Source organism: Streptomyces sp. NPDC014734 (assembly GCF_043083325.1).
Lineage (GTDB): Bacteria > Actinomycetota > Actinomycetes > Streptomycetales > Streptomycetaceae > Streptomyces.
In genome coordinates this window covers 1-17,351 of record NZ_JBIBYN010000039.1, presented here as the reverse complement: position 1 = coordinate 17,351, position 17,351 = coordinate 1, and the positions used below count along the sequence as shown (strand labels likewise).

At 70.1% G+C, this 17,351-nt stretch carries 18 protein-coding genes; 12 read left to right on the top strand and 6 right to left on the bottom strand.

All coding sequences use genetic code 11. The annotated features are described in order from the left end of the window. Positions 1-57 precede the first annotated feature (57 nt). The 4 genes from ACF1CT_RS36045 to ACF1CT_RS36030 all read left to right on the top strand — a co-directional run bounded on the left by ACF1CT_RS36045 (position 58) and on the right by ACF1CT_RS36030 (position 2,526). A complete protein-coding gene (locus tag ACF1CT_RS36045; protein ID WP_391788252.1) occupies positions 58-1,374 on the top strand; it encodes a CynX/NimT family MFS transporter in 1,317 nt (438 codons plus the stop codon). A gap of 26 nt (positions 1,375-1,400) precedes the next feature. After that, positions 1,401-1,511, top strand: a complete 111-nt coding sequence (locus ACF1CT_RS36040) for an SGM_5486 family transporter-associated protein (RefSeq protein WP_391788289.1) — start codon at positions 1,401-1,403, stop codon at positions 1,509-1,511. Positions 1,512-1,727: 216 nt separating this feature from the next. Then, positions 1,728-1,934, top strand: a complete 207-nt coding sequence (locus ACF1CT_RS36035) for a hypothetical protein (RefSeq protein ID WP_391788251.1) — start codon at positions 1,728-1,730, stop codon at positions 1,932-1,934. Between the two features lie 73 nt (positions 1,935-2,007). Continuing rightward, positions 2,008-2,526 (top strand): SixA phosphatase family protein, encoded by a 519-nt coding sequence (locus tag ACF1CT_RS36030; RefSeq protein WP_391788250.1) that lies wholly within the window; start codon positions 2,008-2,010, stop codon positions 2,524-2,526. Between the two features lie 86 nt (positions 2,527-2,612). Here ACF1CT_RS36030 and serB read toward each other — a convergent pair whose 3' ends face one another. Continuing rightward, positions 2,613-3,878, bottom strand: a complete 1,266-nt coding sequence (gene serB, locus ACF1CT_RS36025) for a phosphoserine phosphatase SerB (protein WP_391788249.1) — start codon at positions 3,876-3,878, stop codon at positions 2,613-2,615. Positions 3,879-4,173: 295 nt separating this feature from the next. On the opposite strand from serB, the gene ACF1CT_RS36020 reads away from it, so the two are divergent. Next, complete coding sequence (locus ACF1CT_RS36020; RefSeq protein WP_391788248.1) at positions 4,174-6,759, top strand: FHA domain-containing protein; 2,586 nt, start codon at positions 4,174-4,176, stop codon at positions 6,757-6,759. A 93-nt stretch (positions 6,760-6,852) separates the two neighbouring features. Here the strand turns inward: ACF1CT_RS36020 and ACF1CT_RS36015 are convergent, their stop codons facing one another. Beyond that, complete coding sequence (locus tag ACF1CT_RS36015; protein ID WP_391788247.1) at positions 6,853-7,578, bottom strand: transglycosylase SLT domain-containing protein; 726 nt, start codon at positions 7,576-7,578, stop codon at positions 6,853-6,855. 488 nt (positions 7,579-8,066) lie between these two features. Between ACF1CT_RS36015 and ACF1CT_RS36010 the strand changes: the two genes are divergently transcribed. Both ACF1CT_RS36010 and ACF1CT_RS36005 read left to right on the top strand, forming a co-directional pair. Further along, on the top strand, positions 8,067-9,212 hold the full coding sequence (locus ACF1CT_RS36010) for a GAF domain-containing sensor histidine kinase (RefSeq protein ID WP_391788246.1): 1,146 nt from the start codon (positions 8,067-8,069) through the stop codon (positions 9,210-9,212). After that, on the top strand, positions 9,205-9,849 hold the full coding sequence (locus ACF1CT_RS36005; RefSeq protein ID WP_391788245.1) for a response regulator: 645 nt from the start codon (positions 9,205-9,207) through the stop codon (positions 9,847-9,849). Before ACF1CT_RS36010 ends, ACF1CT_RS36005 begins: the two co-directional genes overlap by 8 nt. A 108-nt stretch (positions 9,850-9,957) precedes the next feature. Here the strand turns inward: ACF1CT_RS36005 and ACF1CT_RS36000 are convergent, their stop codons facing one another. Then, positions 9,958-10,743 (bottom strand): hypothetical protein, encoded by a 786-nt coding sequence (locus tag ACF1CT_RS36000; RefSeq protein WP_391788244.1) that lies wholly within the window; start codon positions 10,741-10,743, stop codon positions 9,958-9,960. Between the two features lie 143 nt (positions 10,744-10,886). On the opposite strand from ACF1CT_RS36000, the gene ACF1CT_RS35995 reads away from it, so the two are divergent. The 4 genes from ACF1CT_RS35995 to ACF1CT_RS35980 all read left to right on the top strand — a co-directional run bounded on the left by ACF1CT_RS35995 (position 10,887) and on the right by ACF1CT_RS35980 (position 14,188). Then, positions 10,887-11,684 carry an ABC transporter ATP-binding protein gene (locus ACF1CT_RS35995; protein ID WP_391788243.1) on the top strand — a complete coding sequence of 266 codons (798 nt, stop codon included), beginning with the start codon at positions 10,887-10,889 and terminating at the stop codon, positions 11,682-11,684. 171 nt (positions 11,685-11,855) lie between these two features. After that, a complete protein-coding gene (locus tag ACF1CT_RS35990) occupies positions 11,856-12,284 on the top strand; it encodes an NfeD family protein (RefSeq protein WP_391788242.1) in 429 nt (142 codons plus the stop codon). A 144-nt stretch (positions 12,285-12,428) separates the two neighbouring features. Further along, positions 12,429-13,358 (top strand): SPFH domain-containing protein, encoded by a 930-nt coding sequence (locus ACF1CT_RS35985; RefSeq protein ID WP_391788241.1) that lies wholly within the window; start codon positions 12,429-12,431, stop codon positions 13,356-13,358. Positions 13,359-13,420: 62 nt separating this feature from the next. Beyond that, positions 13,421-14,188, top strand: coding sequence for a sulfite exporter TauE/SafE family protein (locus ACF1CT_RS35980; protein WP_391788240.1), 768 nt, complete (start codon positions 13,421-13,423; stop codon positions 14,186-14,188). Positions 14,189-14,248: 60 nt separating this feature from the next. Here the strand turns inward: ACF1CT_RS35980 and ACF1CT_RS35975 are convergent, their stop codons facing one another. The 3 genes from ACF1CT_RS35975 to ACF1CT_RS35965 all read right to left on the bottom strand — a co-directional run bounded on the left by ACF1CT_RS35975 (position 14,249) and on the right by ACF1CT_RS35965 (position 16,324). Then, a complete protein-coding gene (locus ACF1CT_RS35975; RefSeq protein ID WP_391788239.1) occupies positions 14,249-14,755 on the bottom strand; it encodes an HNH endonuclease in 507 nt (168 codons plus the stop codon). Between the two features lie 156 nt (positions 14,756-14,911). Continuing rightward, positions 14,912-15,445 (bottom strand): YbhB/YbcL family Raf kinase inhibitor-like protein, encoded by a 534-nt coding sequence (locus ACF1CT_RS35970; RefSeq protein ID WP_391788238.1) that lies wholly within the window; start codon positions 15,443-15,445, stop codon positions 14,912-14,914. Between the two features lie 96 nt (positions 15,446-15,541). Further along, positions 15,542-16,324, bottom strand: coding sequence for a sporulation protein (locus tag ACF1CT_RS35965; RefSeq protein WP_391788237.1), 783 nt, complete (start codon positions 16,322-16,324; stop codon positions 15,542-15,544). Between the two features lie 81 nt (positions 16,325-16,405). Here ACF1CT_RS35965 and ACF1CT_RS35960 point away from each other — a divergent pair, with 81 nt between their 5' ends. After that, entirely contained in the window at positions 16,406-17,071 is a 666-nt protein-coding gene (locus ACF1CT_RS35960) for a DNA-3-methyladenine glycosylase (protein WP_391788236.1), read from the top strand. The last annotated feature ends 280 nt before the right edge of the window (positions 17,072-17,351 follow it).

Here is a 17,351-nt window from a genome sequence, read left to right as displayed (position 1 = left end):
ACGGGCCGTTCTCAGACGATTGGACAATCAATCATCCCATGATTCTATGATGTCCTCATGCCCGACGACGAGACCCAGCCACAGAACCGGACCCGGACCCTGACCCCCGCCGACGCGGCGGACACCCCGATCGCGCCTCCGGCGGCCCCGACCGCACAGCCGTCGCGCCCCGCCGCGGCAGCCGCGGCCTCTCCCTGGCTGCTCCGGCTGGTCGCCGTCGGGCTCGTCCTCACCGCGCTCAACCTCCGCCCCGCCATCACCAGCCTCGGCGCCCTGCTGGAAGAGGTCCGGGACGGTCTGCACATGAGCGGCAGCGTCGCCGGAGTCCTCACCTCCGTGCCACCGCTCTGCTTCGCGGTCTTCGGCATCATGGCGCCCCGTCTCGCCCGCCGCTTCGGTCCGGCCGCCGTCGTCTGCGTCGGCATGATCGCCATCACCGCCGGCCTGGCGATCCGGCCGCTGGTGGGCGGCACGGCCGGGTTCGTCGCCGCGAGCGCCCTGGCCCTGATGGGCATCGCCGTCAGCAACGTCCTGATGCCGGTGATCGTCAAGCGCTGGTTCCCGGACCGCGTCGGCACCATGACCGGGCTCTACTCGATGGCGCTGGCCCTCGGCACGTCGCTCGCCGCCGCGATCACCGTGCCCGTCACCGACGCGCTGGGCGGCAGCTGGCGGATGGGGCTCGGAATCTGGGCCGTGCTCGCCGCCGTCGCGATCCTGCCCTGGATCCCGTCGGTACGGGACCGGAACGGCGCCCCGGGACAGGCGGTCGTCCAGCACCGGGACACCCCCGAGCTCAGGATCACCCGCAGCCGCACCGCCTGGGCCCTCGCCTGCTTCTTCGGCCTCCAGGCCACCGCCGCGTACATCACCATGGGATGGATGCCGCAGATCTTCCGCGACGCGGGGGTCTCGGCAGGCACCGCCGGGGTGCTGCTCGCCGTCACCATGGCCATGGGCGTGCCGCTCGCCTTCGTCATACCGGGAGTCGCCTCCCGGATGAGGAACCAGGGCGCGATCGTCCTTCTCCTCGGCAGCTGCGGACTCGTCGGCTACGCGGGCCTCTACCTCGCACCGGCCGGGGGAGCCTGGGCCTGGGCCCTGCTCCTCGGCATCTCGAACTGTTCCTTCCCGCTCGCCCTGACCATGATCGGCATGCGGTCGCGCAGCGGCGCCGGAGTGGTCCGGCTCTCCGCGTTCGCGCAGTCCACCGGTTATCTCCTCTCGATCCCGGGTCCGCTGCTCGTCGGCGTCCTCTACCAGCTCAGCGGCGGCTGGGGTCTGCCGATCGCGCTGATGGCCGGCCTCATGGTGCCGCAGATGGTGGCCGGTTTCCTGGCCGGGCGGGACCGGACGATCGAGGACGAGTGCTGAGATGCGAGACTGAGCCCATGTCTCCTGTGCTCGACCCGAACCCCCAGAACGGTCAGAAGAAGCTCCTCCTGGTGCTGGGCGCGATGCTCCTCGTCACCGTGGTGGTGGCGGTGATCGCCTCGATCGCCTCGCCCTGAACGTCGGCCCGAAGCGGCAGGGGGCCCGCGCCTCGGCCGTGAACGGCCCCGCGCACTCCCGCGTCGTCCCGAGCCCGATGGTGGGGCTGGCCCCACCATCCCCTAGGGGGGCAGGGTCAGGGGGAAGTGGGTGGGTCACCGGATGGGACCGTCGCCCCGGCATCCGTAGGTTCGTAGGTGTCAGAACCCACGCACCGAGCCATCACGGAGGCGGACATGTCGGCCCCTACCCACACCCGGCCCTCGTCCCAGGCCACGGGGGCAGTCGACGTGCGGCTGCCGTGGTGGGCCGTCGCCCTGCCCTCGATCGCGTTCGTCGTGCTCCTGCTGTTGATCGTGAGCCCCGACGAGGCCCATGCGGCGACGACCGATCCCGCGGTCGGCAGGCTGTTCGCCCGCATCGTCGCGCTGCTGACCGGCTGAGGCCCGCCGTGTCCCTGCGGGAGCCCGTCAACCCCCTGCGCCCGACGGCGGGTTTCGTGCGAAGCTGAGGTGTATGAGCGTCGACACACCTCGCAGGATCGTCCTTCTCAGGCATGCAAAGGCGGAATGGTCGCAGGACTCCGATCACGAACGGCCGCTCGCCGAACGCGGTCGCAGGGACGCCCCCGTCGCAGGCCGCAAACTCGTCGACTCCGGAATCACCCCGGACCTGGCCCTCTGCTCCACCGCCGTCAGGACGCGCGAGACGTGGAAGCTGGCGGTGCACGAGATGCCGCGGCGTCCGCGGACCGTGTACGAGGAGAGGCTGTACGAGGCATCCCTCGGCGAACTGATCGCACTGATCGACGAGACCCCCGACGACGTCCGCGATCTTCTCGTCATCGGCCACAACCCGGGCATGCACGCGGTGGCGGACGCCCTCTCCGGATCCGCCGAGGGCGACACCCTCGCCCGGATGAACCGCGGAGGCTTCCCGACCGCCGCCTTCGCCGTCGTCGAGTTCTCCGGCTCCTGGAAGGGCGTCGAGCACGGTGTGGGCAAGCTGATCGAGTACTGGACCCCCAACGACTGATCCGCCGCCGTGCGGCCCGGGCGGGCCGTCGGGGGTACGCGTGAGCTTTGTCGGGGCCGTCGGGGCCGTCGGGAACGCCTGACGTCTCAGCCGTCGAGGTCGTCGAGGCCGTCGGCGGCCTCGACCTCCTCGCGGGTGATGCCGAGCAGATACAGCACGGTGTCCAGGAACGGCACGTTCACCGCGGTGTGGGCGGCCTCGCGGACCACCGGCTTGGCGTTGAAGGCCACCCCGAGACCGGCGGTGTTCAGCATGTCGAGATCGTTGGCACCGTCACCGATCGCGACGGTCTGCGCCAGCGGCACCCCTGCCTGCGCGGCGAAGCTCCGCAGCAGACGGGCCTTGCCGGCCCGGTCGACGATGTCGCCGACGACCCGTCCGGTGAGCTTCCCGTCGACCACTTCCAGCGTGTTGGCGGAGGCGAAGTCGAGCCCGAGCCGTTCCTTCAGATCGTCGGTGACCTGGGTGAACCCGCCCGAGACCACCCCCACCTGGTAGCCGAGACGTTTCAGCGTACGGATCAGCGTGCGGGCCCCCGGCGTCAGCCGCACCTCGGCACGCACCTTGTCGACCACCGACGCGTCGAGCCCCGCCAGCAGCGCGACCCGCGCGTGCAGCGACTGCTCGAAGTCGAGCTCGCCGCGCATCGCCCGCTCGGTCACCTCGGCGACCCGGTCCTCGCAGCCCGCGTGGGCGGCGAAGAGCTCGATGACCTCGTCCTGGATCAGCGTCGAGTCGACGTCCATGACGACCAGCCGCTGCGCCCGGCGGCTCAGCCCGGCCGACACCACGGCGACATCGACGCCGATCCCGGCCGACTCCGTCGCCAGCGCCGTCCGCAGTTCCTCGGTGCCGGTACCGGAGACCGCGAACTCGACGGCGGTGACCGGGTACTTCGCGAGACGGAAGATCCGGTCGATGTTGCCACCGGTCGAGGTGATCGTGGCCGCTATGGCGGCGGTCGACTCCGCGGTCAGCGGGTGCCCGAGCACGGTCACGTGGGAACGTCCGTAACCGCGCGGGCGGTTGTCACCCGTGCCGGAGATGATCTCGGCCTGGAGCTTCAGCGATTCCGCCCAGCTGTGCACGGTCGCCCGCAGGTCGCCCTCGGTGGTGCCGCCCGCGGTCGGGGCGGTGATCAGCGCACACAGGACGATGCGCCCACGGGTGACGACCTGCTCGATGTCGACGACGTCGACCGCGTAGGCGGCGAGGGTGTCGAAGAGCCCGGCGGTGATTCCGGGGCGGTCCTTCCCGAAGATCTTCACGAGAAGGGTGGGTGTGTCGGTGCCCCGACGAGACTCAGAGGGCTCAGAAGACGGGGAGGACTGAGGTGGCTGAGATGCGCTCATGGTGCTTCCACCGTATCGGTCCGTCCCGCGGCGCCGGAGGTCCGTCCCGAGGACCGGACAGCGCGTCGGCCCCGCCGTCCCGGCCGCCGTCCGCGGGCGACGACGGACCGCACGCGGTCGCACACGTTCCGCCACCCTCGTCACCGTTCCTCTGGAGGGACGGCGCGAGGCCCCGGCGCCGGGCAGGGACGTCACCCCGCCCGACTTTCGTATCCGGGACTGCTCCTGGAATAGTTCCCCACGATGTTCAGCATCCCTAGACCCCCTGCGACGGGGGTGACTCGGGGGACGACAAGTGGGGCGCGGAGTGCCGGAACTCGTACTGGAATTGAATGGCAGGACCTGGACGCTCGATCCGTCCAGGTCGTACACCCTGGGGCGCGATCCGCAGGGAGACCTGACGATCGACGACGCCAGGGTGTCGTGGCGACACGCCACGATCAGCTGGGGGGGCCGCGGTTGGATCATCGAGGACCACGGCAGCACGAACGGCACCTATGTACAGGGCCGCCGGATCCAGCAGCTCGAAATCGGACCGGGCACCGCCGTGCACCTGGGCAATGCCACTGACGGGCCGCGGCTGAGCCTCGGTGCGGCGGCGGGTGCCGACGTGTACGGAGGCCGGGGCGCGGGTGCGCAGCAGGCCCCCGTTCAGCAGCCCTCCGCCCAGCAGCCGCAGCAGCAGGGCTGGCCGGGTCAGCAGCCGCCGGTGCAGCCGCAGCAGGGCTGGCCTCAGCCTTCCCAGGGCCAGCAACCGCCGCAGCAGCCCGTGCAGCCCCAGCAGCCCCACGTCCCGCAGCAACAGGGCATGGGAGGCACCCCCGGCGCGGGCGGGGCCGACGGCGTCGCGGGGGCGCCGCCGGCGTACGGCGATCGCAGCCCGACCACGTTCCACCAGTTCGCCCTCGGCCGCGTCATGCGCATCGGCCGTGCGCTGGAGAACGAACTCGTCGTCTCCGACCTCCAGGTCTCGCGTCACCACGCCGAATTCCACGCGACGCCCGACGGCCGCTTCGAGATCCGCGACCTCGGGTCCCACAACGGCACCTACGTCAACGGTCAGCCGCTCTCCAAGTCCGGCTCCGCGTTCATCGGGGCGAACGACATCGTCGGCGTCGGCCACTCGACGTTCCGCCTGGTCGGCGACCGGCTCGAAGAATTCGTCGACACCGGTGAGGTCTCGTTCTCCGCACGCCACCTCACGGTCACGGTCGACGGCGGGAAGCAGATCCTCAAGGACGTCTCCTTCGGCGTTCCGGAGAAGTCGCTCGTCGCGGTCATCGGCCCGTCCGGCTCCGGCAAGTCCACTCTGCTCAAGGCGCTCACCGGATACCGGCCCGCCAACCAGGGCGATGTCCTCTACGACCACCGGAACCTGTACAAGCAGTTCGCCGAGCTGCGCCAGCGCATCGGTCTGGTCCCGCAGGACGACATCCTGCACAAGGAACTCACCGTCACCAAGGCCCTCAAGTACGCGGCCAAGCTCCGCTTCCCCGCGGACACCACCGAGGCCGAGCGCCAGGCCCGCATCCACGAGGTGCTCGCCGAGCTCAAGCTCGACATCCACAAGGACAAGAAGGTCACCTCGCTCTCCGGCGGCCAGCGCAAGCGCGTCTCCGTCGCCCTGGAGCTGCTCACCAAGCCCTCGCTGATCTTCCTGGACGAGCCGACCTCCGGCCTCGACCCGGGCATGGACCGCGATGTCATGCAGCTGCTGCGCGGACTCGCCGACGACGGCCGCACGGTCCTCGTCGTCACCCACTCCGTGGCCGAGCTGGCGCTCTGCGACAAGCTGCTGGTCATGGCACCGGGCGGTTCCGTCGCCTACTTCGGGCCGCCGGAGGAGGCGCTCAACTTCTTCGGCTACTCCACCTGGGCCGATGTCTTCTCCGCGTTCGAGAACTACCGGGACTACGACTGGGCCGGCCGCTGGCGCGGCTCCCAGCACTACCAGATGTACGCCGCGGACATCGACGCCGTCGCCGCCCAGCCGGTCCACATGTCGCCCCCGCAGCAGATACGCCCGCCGAAGCCGCAGGGCTGGTCGGCACAGCTGTGGACACTCATCCGCCGCTACCTCTCGGTGATCGCGTCCGACAAGGGCTTCATGGGCCTGATGGTGATCCTGCCCGCGGTGCTCGGCATCGTCAGCGTGGTCATCCCCGCCAAGTTCGGCCTGGCCCCGCCGGACCCGCCGTCCCGGTTCAACAGCGCCGCCGGAACGATCATGCTGATCCTCGCGGTAGGCATGTGCTTCTCGGGCGCGGCCAACTCCGTACGAGAACTGATCAAGGAACGTGTCATCTACGAACGGGAACGGGCCACCGGCCTGTCCCGCTCGGCCTATCTGATGTCCAAGGTGATCGTTCTCGGTGCGATCACGGCCCTCCAGGGCGTCATCATCTGCGGCATCGGCTTCGCCACCCGCAAGCTGCCGGACGAGGGCCTCTTCATGCCCCCCGCCGCCGAGATCTGCGTGACGATCATCGTGCTCGGCTTCACCTCGATGATGTTCGGCCTGGTCATCTCCTCACTGGTGAAGACATCCGAGAAGACCATGCCGCTGCTGGTCATGTTCGCGATCGTCCAGGTCGTCTTCACCGGCATCCTCTTCCAGGTGTACGGGTCGCCCGGCCTGGAGCAGTTCGCCTGGCTGATGCCGTCCCGCTGGGCCATCGCCGGCGCGGCCACGACGCTCGACCTCTCGCACCTGATGGCTCCGTGGGACCCGAAGAACCCGACCGACCTGGACCCGCTGTGGGAACACTCGGCCGCTCAGTGGGGGATGAACATCTCGGTGCTGCTGCTCCTCGGCGTCATCTGCGGCGTCGCCGTCGCGCGACTGCTGCGCCGCCACGAGCCGGAGGTCATGCGCAAGTAGCGCGGGGCACCGCGCAGGACGCCGGAGGGCGGCACCCCGACTCGGGGTGCCGCCCTCCGGCGTCGCGCACGGGCCCGGTACGTCCGGATCCGGTCAGTAGGCGCTGTTGACGTTGTCGATCGAGCCGTAGCGGTCGGCCGCGTAGTTGGCGGCTGCCGTGATGTTGGCGATCGGGTCGTGGATGTTCCACGAGGTGCCCGAGACGTGGTAGGCGTTGAACGTCGGCTGGATGACCTGGAGCAGCCCGCGGGACGGGGTGCCGTTCTTGGCGTTGATGTCCCAGCCGTTGACCGCGCTCGGGTTGCCGGAGGACTCCCGCAGGATGTTGCGGTGCAGACCGTCGTACGAGCCGGGGATGCCGCGCGACTTCATGATGTCCAGGGCCTGCCGGATCCAGCCGTCCAGGTTGTTCGCGTAGACCGGGGTGCGGGCCTCGGAGCGGCTGGCCGCCGCTCCGGTGCTCCGCTCGGCGACTGCCTCGCTCCGGGCCTTCGTCTCGCCGGCGCCGGCCTTCGTCTTCGCGGCGGCCTTCTTGGCCCGGGCGAGGTCGGCGGCCTTCACCAGCTTCTCGGCGGTGGAGTGCTTCTCGATGAAGCTGGCCTGCAGAGCCTTGGCCTGCGGCGTGCCCACGGTCGACGCGAACACCACGGGAGCGGCGGACACGGTGGCCTCGGCCTCGGCGCCGGACTTGGACTCGGCGTTCGCGGGGACGAGCGAGAGCGAGAGGGAGGCGGCGGCGACGGCGGCGATACCGGCGATCGAGAGCTTCTGGTTCTTGTTCAGACGACTACGACGACCGGCGATGCTGGACAGGGACATGCAGACATACCTCTTCGAATCGCGGGGGTCCTCACGGAGGACGAGGACGGGAGCGGGTTCGCATCTCCGTCGGGGACGAGAGCAATTCTTAGCGCCGGCAAAATCGGCTGGCAAAGGTGTGACGTACGACCGCGCGTAGTGGTGCCGGGCCGCGCCCGGCTGCGACGATCCGCGCTCCTACCCATTGATCTGGCACTTACGCGTCCACTAGTCGCGTTCGTAAGTGATGTGGGTCCTATGCCCGGCCTCACACCGGCGGCGTGCCGAACTCACGGGCCGTTGCTCAAGCAACTCGGACGGTGAGTCCCGGTACCGGTACGGCGCCGCACCGGGACTCCTTCCGCGCGCCGCCCCGCCGTCCGCCGGGGCCGGGCCGGGCCCCGCACGGCGGACGGCACCCCCGAGGGCAGGTCCTAGGCCCGCAGACTCAGGCGGCAGCCGCCCACCGGCGGATACGTCGGCCCCGCCCCCGCTTGTACGGTGAGGCCATGAGCCACCGCCCATCGTCGGGCCTCGCAGCGGTGAGTGCCGCACTGCTCGCCATGAGCAGGCATCTCGAAGTGCGCGACGTCCTGAAGACGATCGTCGCCTCCGCACGCGAGCTGCTGGACGCCGAGTACGCCGCCCTGGGCGTCCCGGACGACCACGGCGGCTTCGCCCAGTTCGTCGTCGACGGCGTCAGCGACGAGCAGTGGAAGGCGATCGGCCCGCTGCCCCGGCAGCACGGCATCCTCGCCGCGATGCTGCACGAGGCGAAGCACGAGCGTCTCGCCGATGTCCGCAAGGACCCCCGCTTCGGGGGCTGGCCCGCCGCCCACCCCGACATGTCCGACTTCCTCGGCCTGCCCATCAGGGACGGCGCCGAGATCATCGGCGCGCTCTTCCTCGCCAACAAGCGCCGCCCGAAGCCCGGGGGCGGCTGCGGTTTCACCGCCCGGGACGAGGAACTGCTGTCGATCCTCGCCCAGCACGCGGCGATCGCACTCACCAACGCCCGGCTCTACGAGCGCAGCCGGGAACTGACCATCGCCGAGGAGCGCTCCCGGCTCGCCCACGAGCTGCACGACGCGGTGAGCCAGAAGCTGTTCTCGCTGCGCCTGACGGCCCAGGCCGCCACCGCCCTGATCGACCGCGATCCGGTCCGTGCCAAGGACGAGCTCCACCAGGTCGCCGCGCTCGCCGCCGAAGCCGTGGAAGAACTGCGTGCCGCCGTCGTCGAACTCCGCCCGGCCGCGCTCGACGAGGACGGCCTCGTCGCCACCCTGCGCACCCAGATCCAGGTCCTGGACCGGGCCCACTCGGCCCGGGTCACCTTCGAGAGCCTGGGCACACGCGCCCTTCCCGCCGCCCAGGAGGAAGCGCTGCTCCGGGTCTCCCAGGAGGCCCTGCACAACGCCCTGCGCCACTCGGGCGCCGAGCACGTCGACGTGGCCCTGACCCGGCACGGCAGCGGCGCGCTGCTGCGCATCACGGACGACGGCAGCGGCTTCGAACCCGCGGCGACCCGGGAGGCGGGCCGCCACCTCGGCCTGGTGTCGATGCGGGACCGTGCGAGCGGGGTCGGCGGACGGCTGACCGTTGATTCGGCGCCCGGCAGGGGCACCACGATCGAGATGGAGGTGCCCGGTGGCTGACAAGAACATCAGGGTGTTGCTGGTCGACGACCACCAGGTGGTCCGCCGCGGTCTGCGCACGTTCCTGGAGGTCCAGGACGACATAGAAGTGGTCGGTGAGGCATCGGACGGCGCCGAGGGGGTGGCCAGGACCGAGGAGCTCCGCCCCGATGTCGTCCTGATGGACATCAAGATGCCCGGCACCGACGGGATCGAGGCCCTGCGCAGGCTCCGCGAGCTGGACAACCCGGCCAGGGTGCTCATCGTCACCAGCTTCACCGAGCAGCGCACCGTGGTGCCCGCGCTGCGGGCCGGAGCCTCCGGCTACGTGTACAAGGACGTCGACCCGGACGCGCTGGCCGGGGCCATCCGCTCGGTGCACGCGGGCCACGTGCTGCTCCAGCCCGAGGTGGCGGGGGCGCTGCTCGCCCAGGACGACACCAGCGGCGGAACGGGCCGCGGGAGCACCCTCACCGAACGGGAACGGGAGGTGCTGGGCCTGATCGCCGACGGCCGTTCCAACCGGGAGATCGCGCGGGCGCTCGTCCTCTCCGAGAAGACGGTCAAGACACACGTGTCGAACATCCTGATGAAGCTGGACCTCTCGGACCGGACCCAGGCCGCCCTGTGGGCCGTACGCCACGGGGCGGCCGGCTGACCGGCCCACCGGGGCGGCTCTCCCGGACCGGGACCCATGGCGCCGGCCTCGTGTCACCGGAGCGCGGCCCGGGCCTCCGGCCGGACGACGGCACTTCGAGGGCACGGCCTACCGCTCCCGTTCGCGCTCCTCCACATAGGCGTTGTACGCGGCGACCTGCGCCCGCCGGGCCACCCGCTCCACCGGCCGCAGCGCTTCCGCCCGCGCCGCGATCTCGGACGCGCTCACCGCACCGCCGTGCCCGTTGCCGTGCGCCACCGAGATCAGCAGTCCGACCCGCTGCGCCAGCTCCAGGACCCGGACCGCCCGCGGCGGATATCCCGGTGCCAGCACTTCGCGGCCCCGCTCCGCCCGCGCCCGGTACGCGTCCACCGCAGCCTCCGCCATCGGCCCGGAACCGGCCACATCCAGCCGCGACAGCACCGCCGTGGCGTCCCGCATCGCCTCGGCGAGCTCCCGCTCGGCCTCACCCAGCGACGGCACGTCGGCAGGCGGGGCCTCCCGTACCGGCAGGCAACGCCACACCACCTCGACGTGCAGATCCCCGTCCGGCCCCCGCTCGGTGACCTCGGGAACCAGCCCGTACGGCGCACCGAAGGCGACCACCGCCTCCTCGGCCTCCAGGGCACGCGCGTTGAACTCCGGGGGGCCGCTCAGCCCCAGCGGATGTCCGGAAGCCGGCAGCGCGACCCGGAAGCCGGTCACGCCCAGCCCCCGCAGCCGCCCGAGCGCCAGCGTGAGACCCACCGGCCCCGTCTCACCCGGCAGCCCCGCCACCCGGTGCACCGAGTCCTCCCCGACAATGGCGAGGGCCGCCTCGTCCGGAGACACAAGTCCCGCGAGAAGCGCGTTTCCCCAAGCGGCCAGCAACCCTGAGCGTGGTTCCGAAAGCATGGGGACAGCCTAGGGAACCGGCCGACGGCCCGTCGCCATTCGGGCCCAGCGCCGGGCGCACACCCGAGGTGGCGTAGATTTCCCTGGGAGCTGTGCCCACAGGCACGCGACGATCTCGACACTGCATGGGGAGACAACGCGCCATGAGCGATGTACTGGAGCTGGTGGACGTATCCGTGGTCCGCGACGGACGCGCTCTGGTGGACGACATCTCCTGGCAGGTCAAGGAGGGGGAGCGCTGGGTCATCCTCGGCCCGAACGGCGCGGGCAAGACCACCCTCCTCAACATCGCGTCCAGCTACCTCTTCCCGAGCACCGGCACCGTCAGAGTCCTCGGCGAGCAACTCGGCGGCGTCGGCACCGACGTCTTCGAACTCCGTCCCCGCATCGGCATGGCGGGCGCCGCGATGGCCGAGAAGCTGCCCAGGCGCCAGACTGTTCTCCAGACCGTGCTCACCGCCGCCTACGGCATGACCGCCACCTGGAACGAGAACTACGAAGCCGTCGACGAGCAGCGGGCCCGGGCCTTCCTCGACCGCCTCGGCATGAACGAGTACCTCGACCGCAAGTTCGGCACCCTGTCCGAGGGCGAGCGCAAGCGGACGCTGATCGCCCGGGCCATGATGACCGACCCCGAACTGCTGCTCCTCGACGAGCCCGCCGCGGGCCTCGACCTCGGCGGCCGCGAGGACCTGGTCCGTCGCCTCGGCCGCCTGGCGCGCGACCCCTACGCCCCGTCCATGATCATGGTCACCCACCATGTCGAGGAGATCCCGCCCGGCTTCACCCACGTCCTGATGATCCGCCAGGGCAAGCTGCTCGCCGCGGGTCCCATGGAGACCGAGCTCAGCTCCCGCAACCTCTCCCTCTGCTTCGGTCTGCCGCTCGTCGTCGAGCGCACCGGCGACCGCTACACGGCCCACGGACTCCCGCTCTCGTAGAACAGGGCGGGGCAGGGGCGGGAGCGCGGCCCGCGGCCGGACGTGCCGTTCCCGGCCGGACGCGCCGCCCTGGCCGACGACCGCGGTGGGTGCCGGCCCTCGCGCGGTGTCACGGTCGGCTGTCCGCTTGCGGGCTGTCCGTGAGGGCGGTCGCGGTCCTACCATGACCACGTGGACATCGACGCGTGGGTGTGGTGGCTGATCGGCGCTGCGGGACTGGGCATCCCGCTCGTTCTGACCGCGATGCCCGAATTCGGCATGTTCGCCGTCGGAGCGATCGCCGCCGCGGTCGTCGCGGCTCTCGGCGGCGGGATCGTGGCCCAGGTACTCGTCTTCGTCGTGGTCTCCGTGGCGCTGATCGCCGTGGTCCGCCCGATCGCCACCAGACACCGCGCCGACCGGCCCCACCTCGCCACGGGCATCGACGGACTGAAAGGACGGCAGGCCGTCGTCCTGGAGCGGGTCGACAGCAACGGCGGCCGGATCAAGCTCGCCGGAGAGATCTGGTCCGCCCGCGCACTCGACGGGGACCAGAGTTTCGCCCCGGGCCAACAGGTCGACGTCGTCGACATCGACGGGGCAACGGCGGTCGTCATGTGACCGAACTGCCCACACCACAACGCAGGTTCTGTCAGACTCGAAGTCGATCATCATGAGATCGGGGCCCGCATCCGCTCACACACCCGCGGTCCCGACCTCGATCACCACGATCCGTAGGCAACCGAAGGGCAATGAGGGAACACGATGCAACCGATCATCATCGTCCTGATCATTCTGGTGGTGCTCGTCTTCATCGCCCTGATCAAGACGATCCAGGTCATCCCGCAGGCCAGCGCCGCCATCGTGGAGCGCTTCGGCCGCTACACCCGCACGCTCAACGCGGGCCTGAACATCGTCGTCCCGTTCATCGACACGATCAGGAACCGCATCGACCTGCGTGAACAGGTCGTTCCGTTCCCGCCGCAGCCGGTGATCACCCAGGACAACCTGGTGGTCAACATCGACACGGTCATCTACTACCAGGTCACCGACGCCAGGGCCGCGACGTACGAGGTCGCCAGCTACATCCAGGCGATCGAGCAGCTCACCGTCACCACCCTCCGCAACATCATCGGTGGCATGGACCTGGAACGGACCCTGACCTCCCGCGAGGAGATCAACGCCGCCCTGCGCGGAGTCCTCGACGAGGCGACCGGCAAGTGGGGCATCCGCGTCAACCGCGTCGAGCTCAAGGCGATCGAGCCGCCCACCTCCATCCAGGACTCGATGGAGAAGCAGATGCGTGCCGACCGGGACAAGCGCGCCGCGATCCTCCAGGCCGAGGGAACGCGTCAGTCCGCGATCCTCACCGCGGAGGGCGAGAAGCAGTCCGCGATCCTCCGTGCCGAGGGTGAGGCCAAGGCATCCGCGCTGCGCGCCGAGGGCGAGGCCCAGGCCATCCGTACGGTCTTCGAGTCCATCCACGCCGGCGACCCGGACCAGAAGCTCCTCTCGTACCAGTACCTCCAGATGCTGCCGAAGATCGCCGAGGGCGACGCCAACAAGCTCTGGATCGTGCCCAGCGAGATCGGGGACGCGCTCAAGGGCCTCAGCGGAGCCTTCGGCAACCTCGGCAACGGCGTCCCCGGCTTCGACACCGGCAAGGAGCGCAGGGAGCAGCCCCCGGTCGAATGATGCGTACATGCCCTCGTGCATGATCAGTGCACCACGCATCGACCATGCACGGGGGAGCTGTCATGACCATCTGGGAGATGCTCGCCGTCTTCACGGCGGGCATCAGCGCCGGAACGATCAACACGATCGTCGGATCCGGAACGCTGATCACCTTCCCGGTGCTGCTCGCCACCGGCCTGCCCCCGGTGACCGCCACCGTCTCCAACGCGCTCGGTCTGATCCCCGGCTCCGTCAGCGGCGCCATCGGGTACCGCGCGGAACTCGCGGGGCAGGGCCGCCGCGTCCTCAAGCTCGCCGTCGGTGCCCTGATCGGTGGCCTCACCGGGGCCACCCTGCTGCTGGCCCTGCCGTCCACCGCCTTCGAGACGATCGTCCCGATCCTGGTGACACTGGCCCTCGTCCTGGTCATCCTGCAGCCACGCATCAGCCGGGCGGTCCAGCGGCGGCGTGAGAGCAGCGGCCGGTCCGCGCGCACCGACGGCGGCCCGCTCCTCTTCGTGGGGCTGATGCTCGCCAGTGTCTACGGCGGCTACTTCACCGCGGCCCAGGGGATCATCTACCTCTCCCTGATGGGCATGCTGCTCGACGACACCATGCAGCGGCTCAACGCCGTCAAGAACGTCCTGGCCGCGGTCGTCAACAGCGTCGCCGCGCTCTTCTTCCTCTTCGTCGCGGACTTCGACTGGACGGCCGTCGTGCTGATCGCGGTCGGGTCGGCACTGGGCGGCCAGATCGGTGCGAAGGTGGGCCGTCGCCTCAGCCCCACCGTGTTGCGTGTGCTCATCGTCGCGGTCGGCACGGTCGCCATTGTTCAACTGCTGCTCCGCTGACAGCCGGAGGCCCGTCCTTCCCGAGACGGGCCTCCGGTGCCGGCGGAGCACGTGGGTGGGCTACGCCGCGGCGCGATCCAGCCATTCCGGCAGCGCCGACCGTTCACCGGCCCCCATCGCCAGCAGCATCGCCTCCGCGGGAGACGGCACGAACGGATGCCGCAACAGCGGCATCCCCGCCTGCTCCGGCGTCCGGGCCGCCTTGCGGTGGTTGTCCTCGGCGCAGGACGCCACGGTGTTGAGCCAGGTGTCCTGGCCGCCTTGGGCGCGCGGTACCACGTGGTCGACGGTGCTCGCCCGCCGTCCGCAGTACGCGCACCGGTGCTGGTCCCGTACCAGCACACCCCTCCGGGACCACGAGGCCTGTCTTCGGAACGGCACCCGCACGTACCGGCACAGCCTGATCACCCTGGGCACCGGAATGTCCACCGCGGCGCCACGCATGCGGAGATCGGGATGCGACTGCTCGACGACGGCCTTGTCCTGCAGAACCAGCACCACCGCGCGGTTCAGCGTCACCGTCGACAGCGGCTCGAAGCTCGCGTTCAGCACCAGCGTGTCCCGCATCTCGCCCACCTCCCGTGTGCCGCCCGCCCCCTGGCAGGCCCGGATCAACTCTGGCCGTGCGGGCTGCGGGGGACAACGCAATAAAAACTGCCCTGCCCCGGTCTCCTCAGGACCAGGACAGGGCGAACAGCGGGGAAACGTCAGGTTCCCGGCCGGCTACTCGGCGGGAGCCGCGTACTCACCGATCAGCTGGGCGCGGCCCAGCGTGTGGAACCGCAGATTGAAGCCGACGACCGCGGGCGACGCGTCGCTGTCGACCCCCAGCTTCTCGCTGTCGACCGCGTACACGGTGAAGACGTAGCGGTGGTTCTCCCCGGCCGGCGGCGCGGCACCGCCGAAGTCCTTCGACCCGTAGTCGTTGCGCACGTGTACGGCCCCGACGGGCAGCCCCTCGAAGGCGCCGCTGCCCGCACCGGCCGGCAGCTCCGTGACCGACGCCGGGATGTCGAAGAGGACCCAGTGCCAGAAACCGCTGCCCGTGGGGGCATCGGGGTCGAAGCAGGTCACGGCGAAACTCTTGGTTCCCGTCGGGAATCCCTCCCACCGCAGCTGCGGCGAAGTGTTCCCGGCCGCGAACACCTGCGTGTCCGCCAGCACGGCCCCGGGGGCGAGATCGTCGCTCACCACGCTGAACGACGGCACCTCGGGGTGGAAGTCGTGCGGCAGCGGCGCCCTGTTCGGCTCGGTCACGTCAGCACCTCTCCTGATCGCTCGCCTGCTGTCGGCAGACGTCTGCCCCGACCCTAAGGGCTGTGCCGTCGTCCCCGGCGGGCGCGACGGCAGCCGTCAGAACCAGTTGCGCCGGCCGCCGACCTCGGCGAGCCACTGATGGAGGTACGCGGCCCAGTCGGTTCCGTGGAAATCGTTGAGCCCGACCTCGAAGGAGCGGTACGTGTCGCTGCCCTCGCTGAAGAGCCCCGGCTTCTTGTCCATCTCCAGGACGACGTCCATCCCGTGGCCGTCCGCGACGAACGACACCTCCACCTGGTTCAGGCCGCGGTACTGCTCCGGCGGGTGGAACTCGATCTCCTGGTAGAAGGGCAGCCGCTGACGTGTGCCGCGAATGTGACCGCGCTCCATGTCCGCGCTTCGGAACCGGAAACCGAGCTGCCCGAAGGCGTCGAGAATGGCCTCCTGCGCCGGCAACGGGTGCACGTTGACCGGGTCCAGGTCGCCCGGGTCCACCGCCCGCGCGATCTCCAACTCCGTGGTCACGCCGATGTTCATTCCGTGCAGATGCCGACCGGCGAACATCGTGACCGGAGTCTCCCACGGGATTTCGAGCCCGAACGGCACGACGTGCACCGCACCGGCCCGCACCTCGAACGCGCCGCCGAGGCGGAGCCTGGTGAACTCGATGTCCTGTCTGGTCTCCGTGTCCTGTCCCTCGACCTCGACCCGGGCCTGCAGTCCCACGGAGAGTCCTTCTATCTGCTGATCCACACTCCCGCCCTGGATCCGCACCTCGCCCTGGACGACTCCGCCCGGTACGACATTGAGTTCGGTCAGCTCGGTCTCCACCGAAGCACCACCGGCACCCAGACTCGCGAGCAGCCGCTTGAAGCCCATGTCCACTCCTCCTCGATCCTTACCAAGTCCTACTGGATACGCGCCGGGACCGCCGACGGTTCCCCGGTACTCTCGACGCCCATGACCGAGGGCCCGGAACGTACTCCGCTGACACGCGACTTCTTCGACCGCCCCGTACTGGACGTGGCCCCGGACCTCCTGGGCCGCACCCTGGTACGTGCCACGCCCGACGGCCCCATCGAGCTCCGGCTCACCGAGGTGGAGGCGTACGCCGGTGAGGTCGATCCCGGATCGCACGCGTTCCGGGGCCGCACCTCGCGCAACAGCGTCATGTACGGACCCCCCGGCCATGCGTACGTCTACTTCACCTACGGCATGTGGCACTGCCTCAACCTGGTGTGCGGCCCGGAAGGAATGGCCAGTGGTGTCCTGCTCCGCGCGGGCGAGGTCCGGGTGGGCGCCGAACTCACCCGGGGACGTCGGGTCTCGGCCCGCCATGACAGGGAACTGGCCAAGGGACCGGCGCGGCTGGCCACAGCCCTGGACATCGACCGCGCACTGAACGGCACCGACGTCATCGCCCACCCCGGGGCCCCGCTGTCCGTGCTGCACGGCAGCCCACCACCTCGTGATCGGGTGCGCAACGGCCCGCGTACCGGGGTGGGCGGCGACGGAGCCACCCACCCGTGGCGCTTCTGGATCGACGGCGACCCGACGGTGAGCCCCTACAGGGCCCATGTGCCGCGCCGCCGCGTGAAACTTGACTCGCCCGGGCGAACCACCTAACGTAGTCCGAGCCGTTTGAAGAGGCGATGTTGTCGCCGCGGTCCATCCGATCGCAACGAAGCATCCCGAAACGGCAAACCACTACCTCCGACTCACACCTTCAAGGTGGGAGTTCGACATGCCGTAATTCGGGAAAGGCGACTCGATTATGAGTCGCCCGAGAAATCGGTTAACGTAGCGGACATGCCGAAAGGCAAAAGACCACTCCAACGGTCGACCGGAATTGAATTCCGAACCGGAAACGGAACGGAAAAAGAATCTGGTAGGGTTGGAATCGCCG

What these genes read in the sequence shown, in the direction of transcription:
- ACF1CT_RS36045 (WP_391788252.1), top strand. Translation starts at nt 58, where the DNA reads ATGCCCGACGACGAGACCCAGCCACAGAACCGGACCCGGACCCTGACC.
- ACF1CT_RS36035 (WP_391788251.1), top strand. Translation starts at nt 1,728, where the DNA reads ATGTCGGCCCCTACCCACACCCGGCCCTCGTCCCAGGCCACGGGGGCA.
- ACF1CT_RS36030 (WP_391788250.1), top strand. Translation starts at nt 2,008, where the DNA reads ATGAGCGTCGACACACCTCGCAGGATCGTCCTTCTCAGGCATGCAAAG.
- serB (WP_391788249.1), bottom strand. Translation starts at nt 3,878, where the DNA reads ATGAGCGCATCTCAGCCACCTCAGTCCTCCCCGTCTTCTGAGCCCTCT.
- ACF1CT_RS36015 (WP_391788247.1), bottom strand. Translation starts at nt 7,578, where the DNA reads ATGTCCCTGTCCAGCATCGCCGGTCGTCGTAGTCGTCTGAACAAGAAC.
- ACF1CT_RS36010 (WP_391788246.1), top strand. Translation starts at nt 8,067, where the DNA reads ATGAGCCACCGCCCATCGTCGGGCCTCGCAGCGGTGAGTGCCGCACTG.
- ACF1CT_RS36000 (WP_391788244.1), bottom strand. Translation starts at nt 10,743, where the DNA reads ATGCTTTCGGAACCACGCTCAGGGTTGCTGGCCGCTTGGGGAAACGCG.
- ACF1CT_RS35995 (WP_391788243.1), top strand. Translation starts at nt 10,887, where the DNA reads ATGAGCGATGTACTGGAGCTGGTGGACGTATCCGTGGTCCGCGACGGA.
- ACF1CT_RS35985 (WP_391788241.1), top strand. Translation starts at nt 12,429, where the DNA reads ATGCAACCGATCATCATCGTCCTGATCATTCTGGTGGTGCTCGTCTTC.
- ACF1CT_RS35980 (WP_391788240.1), top strand. Translation starts at nt 13,421, where the DNA reads ATGACCATCTGGGAGATGCTCGCCGTCTTCACGGCGGGCATCAGCGCC.
- ACF1CT_RS35975 (WP_391788239.1), bottom strand. Translation starts at nt 14,755, where the DNA reads ATGCGGGACACGCTGGTGCTGAACGCGAGCTTCGAGCCGCTGTCGACG.
- ACF1CT_RS35965 (WP_391788237.1), bottom strand. Translation starts at nt 16,324, where the DNA reads ATGGGCTTCAAGCGGCTGCTCGCGAGTCTGGGTGCCGGTGGTGCTTCG.
- ACF1CT_RS35960 (WP_391788236.1), top strand. Translation starts at nt 16,406, where the DNA reads ATGACCGAGGGCCCGGAACGTACTCCGCTGACACGCGACTTCTTCGAC.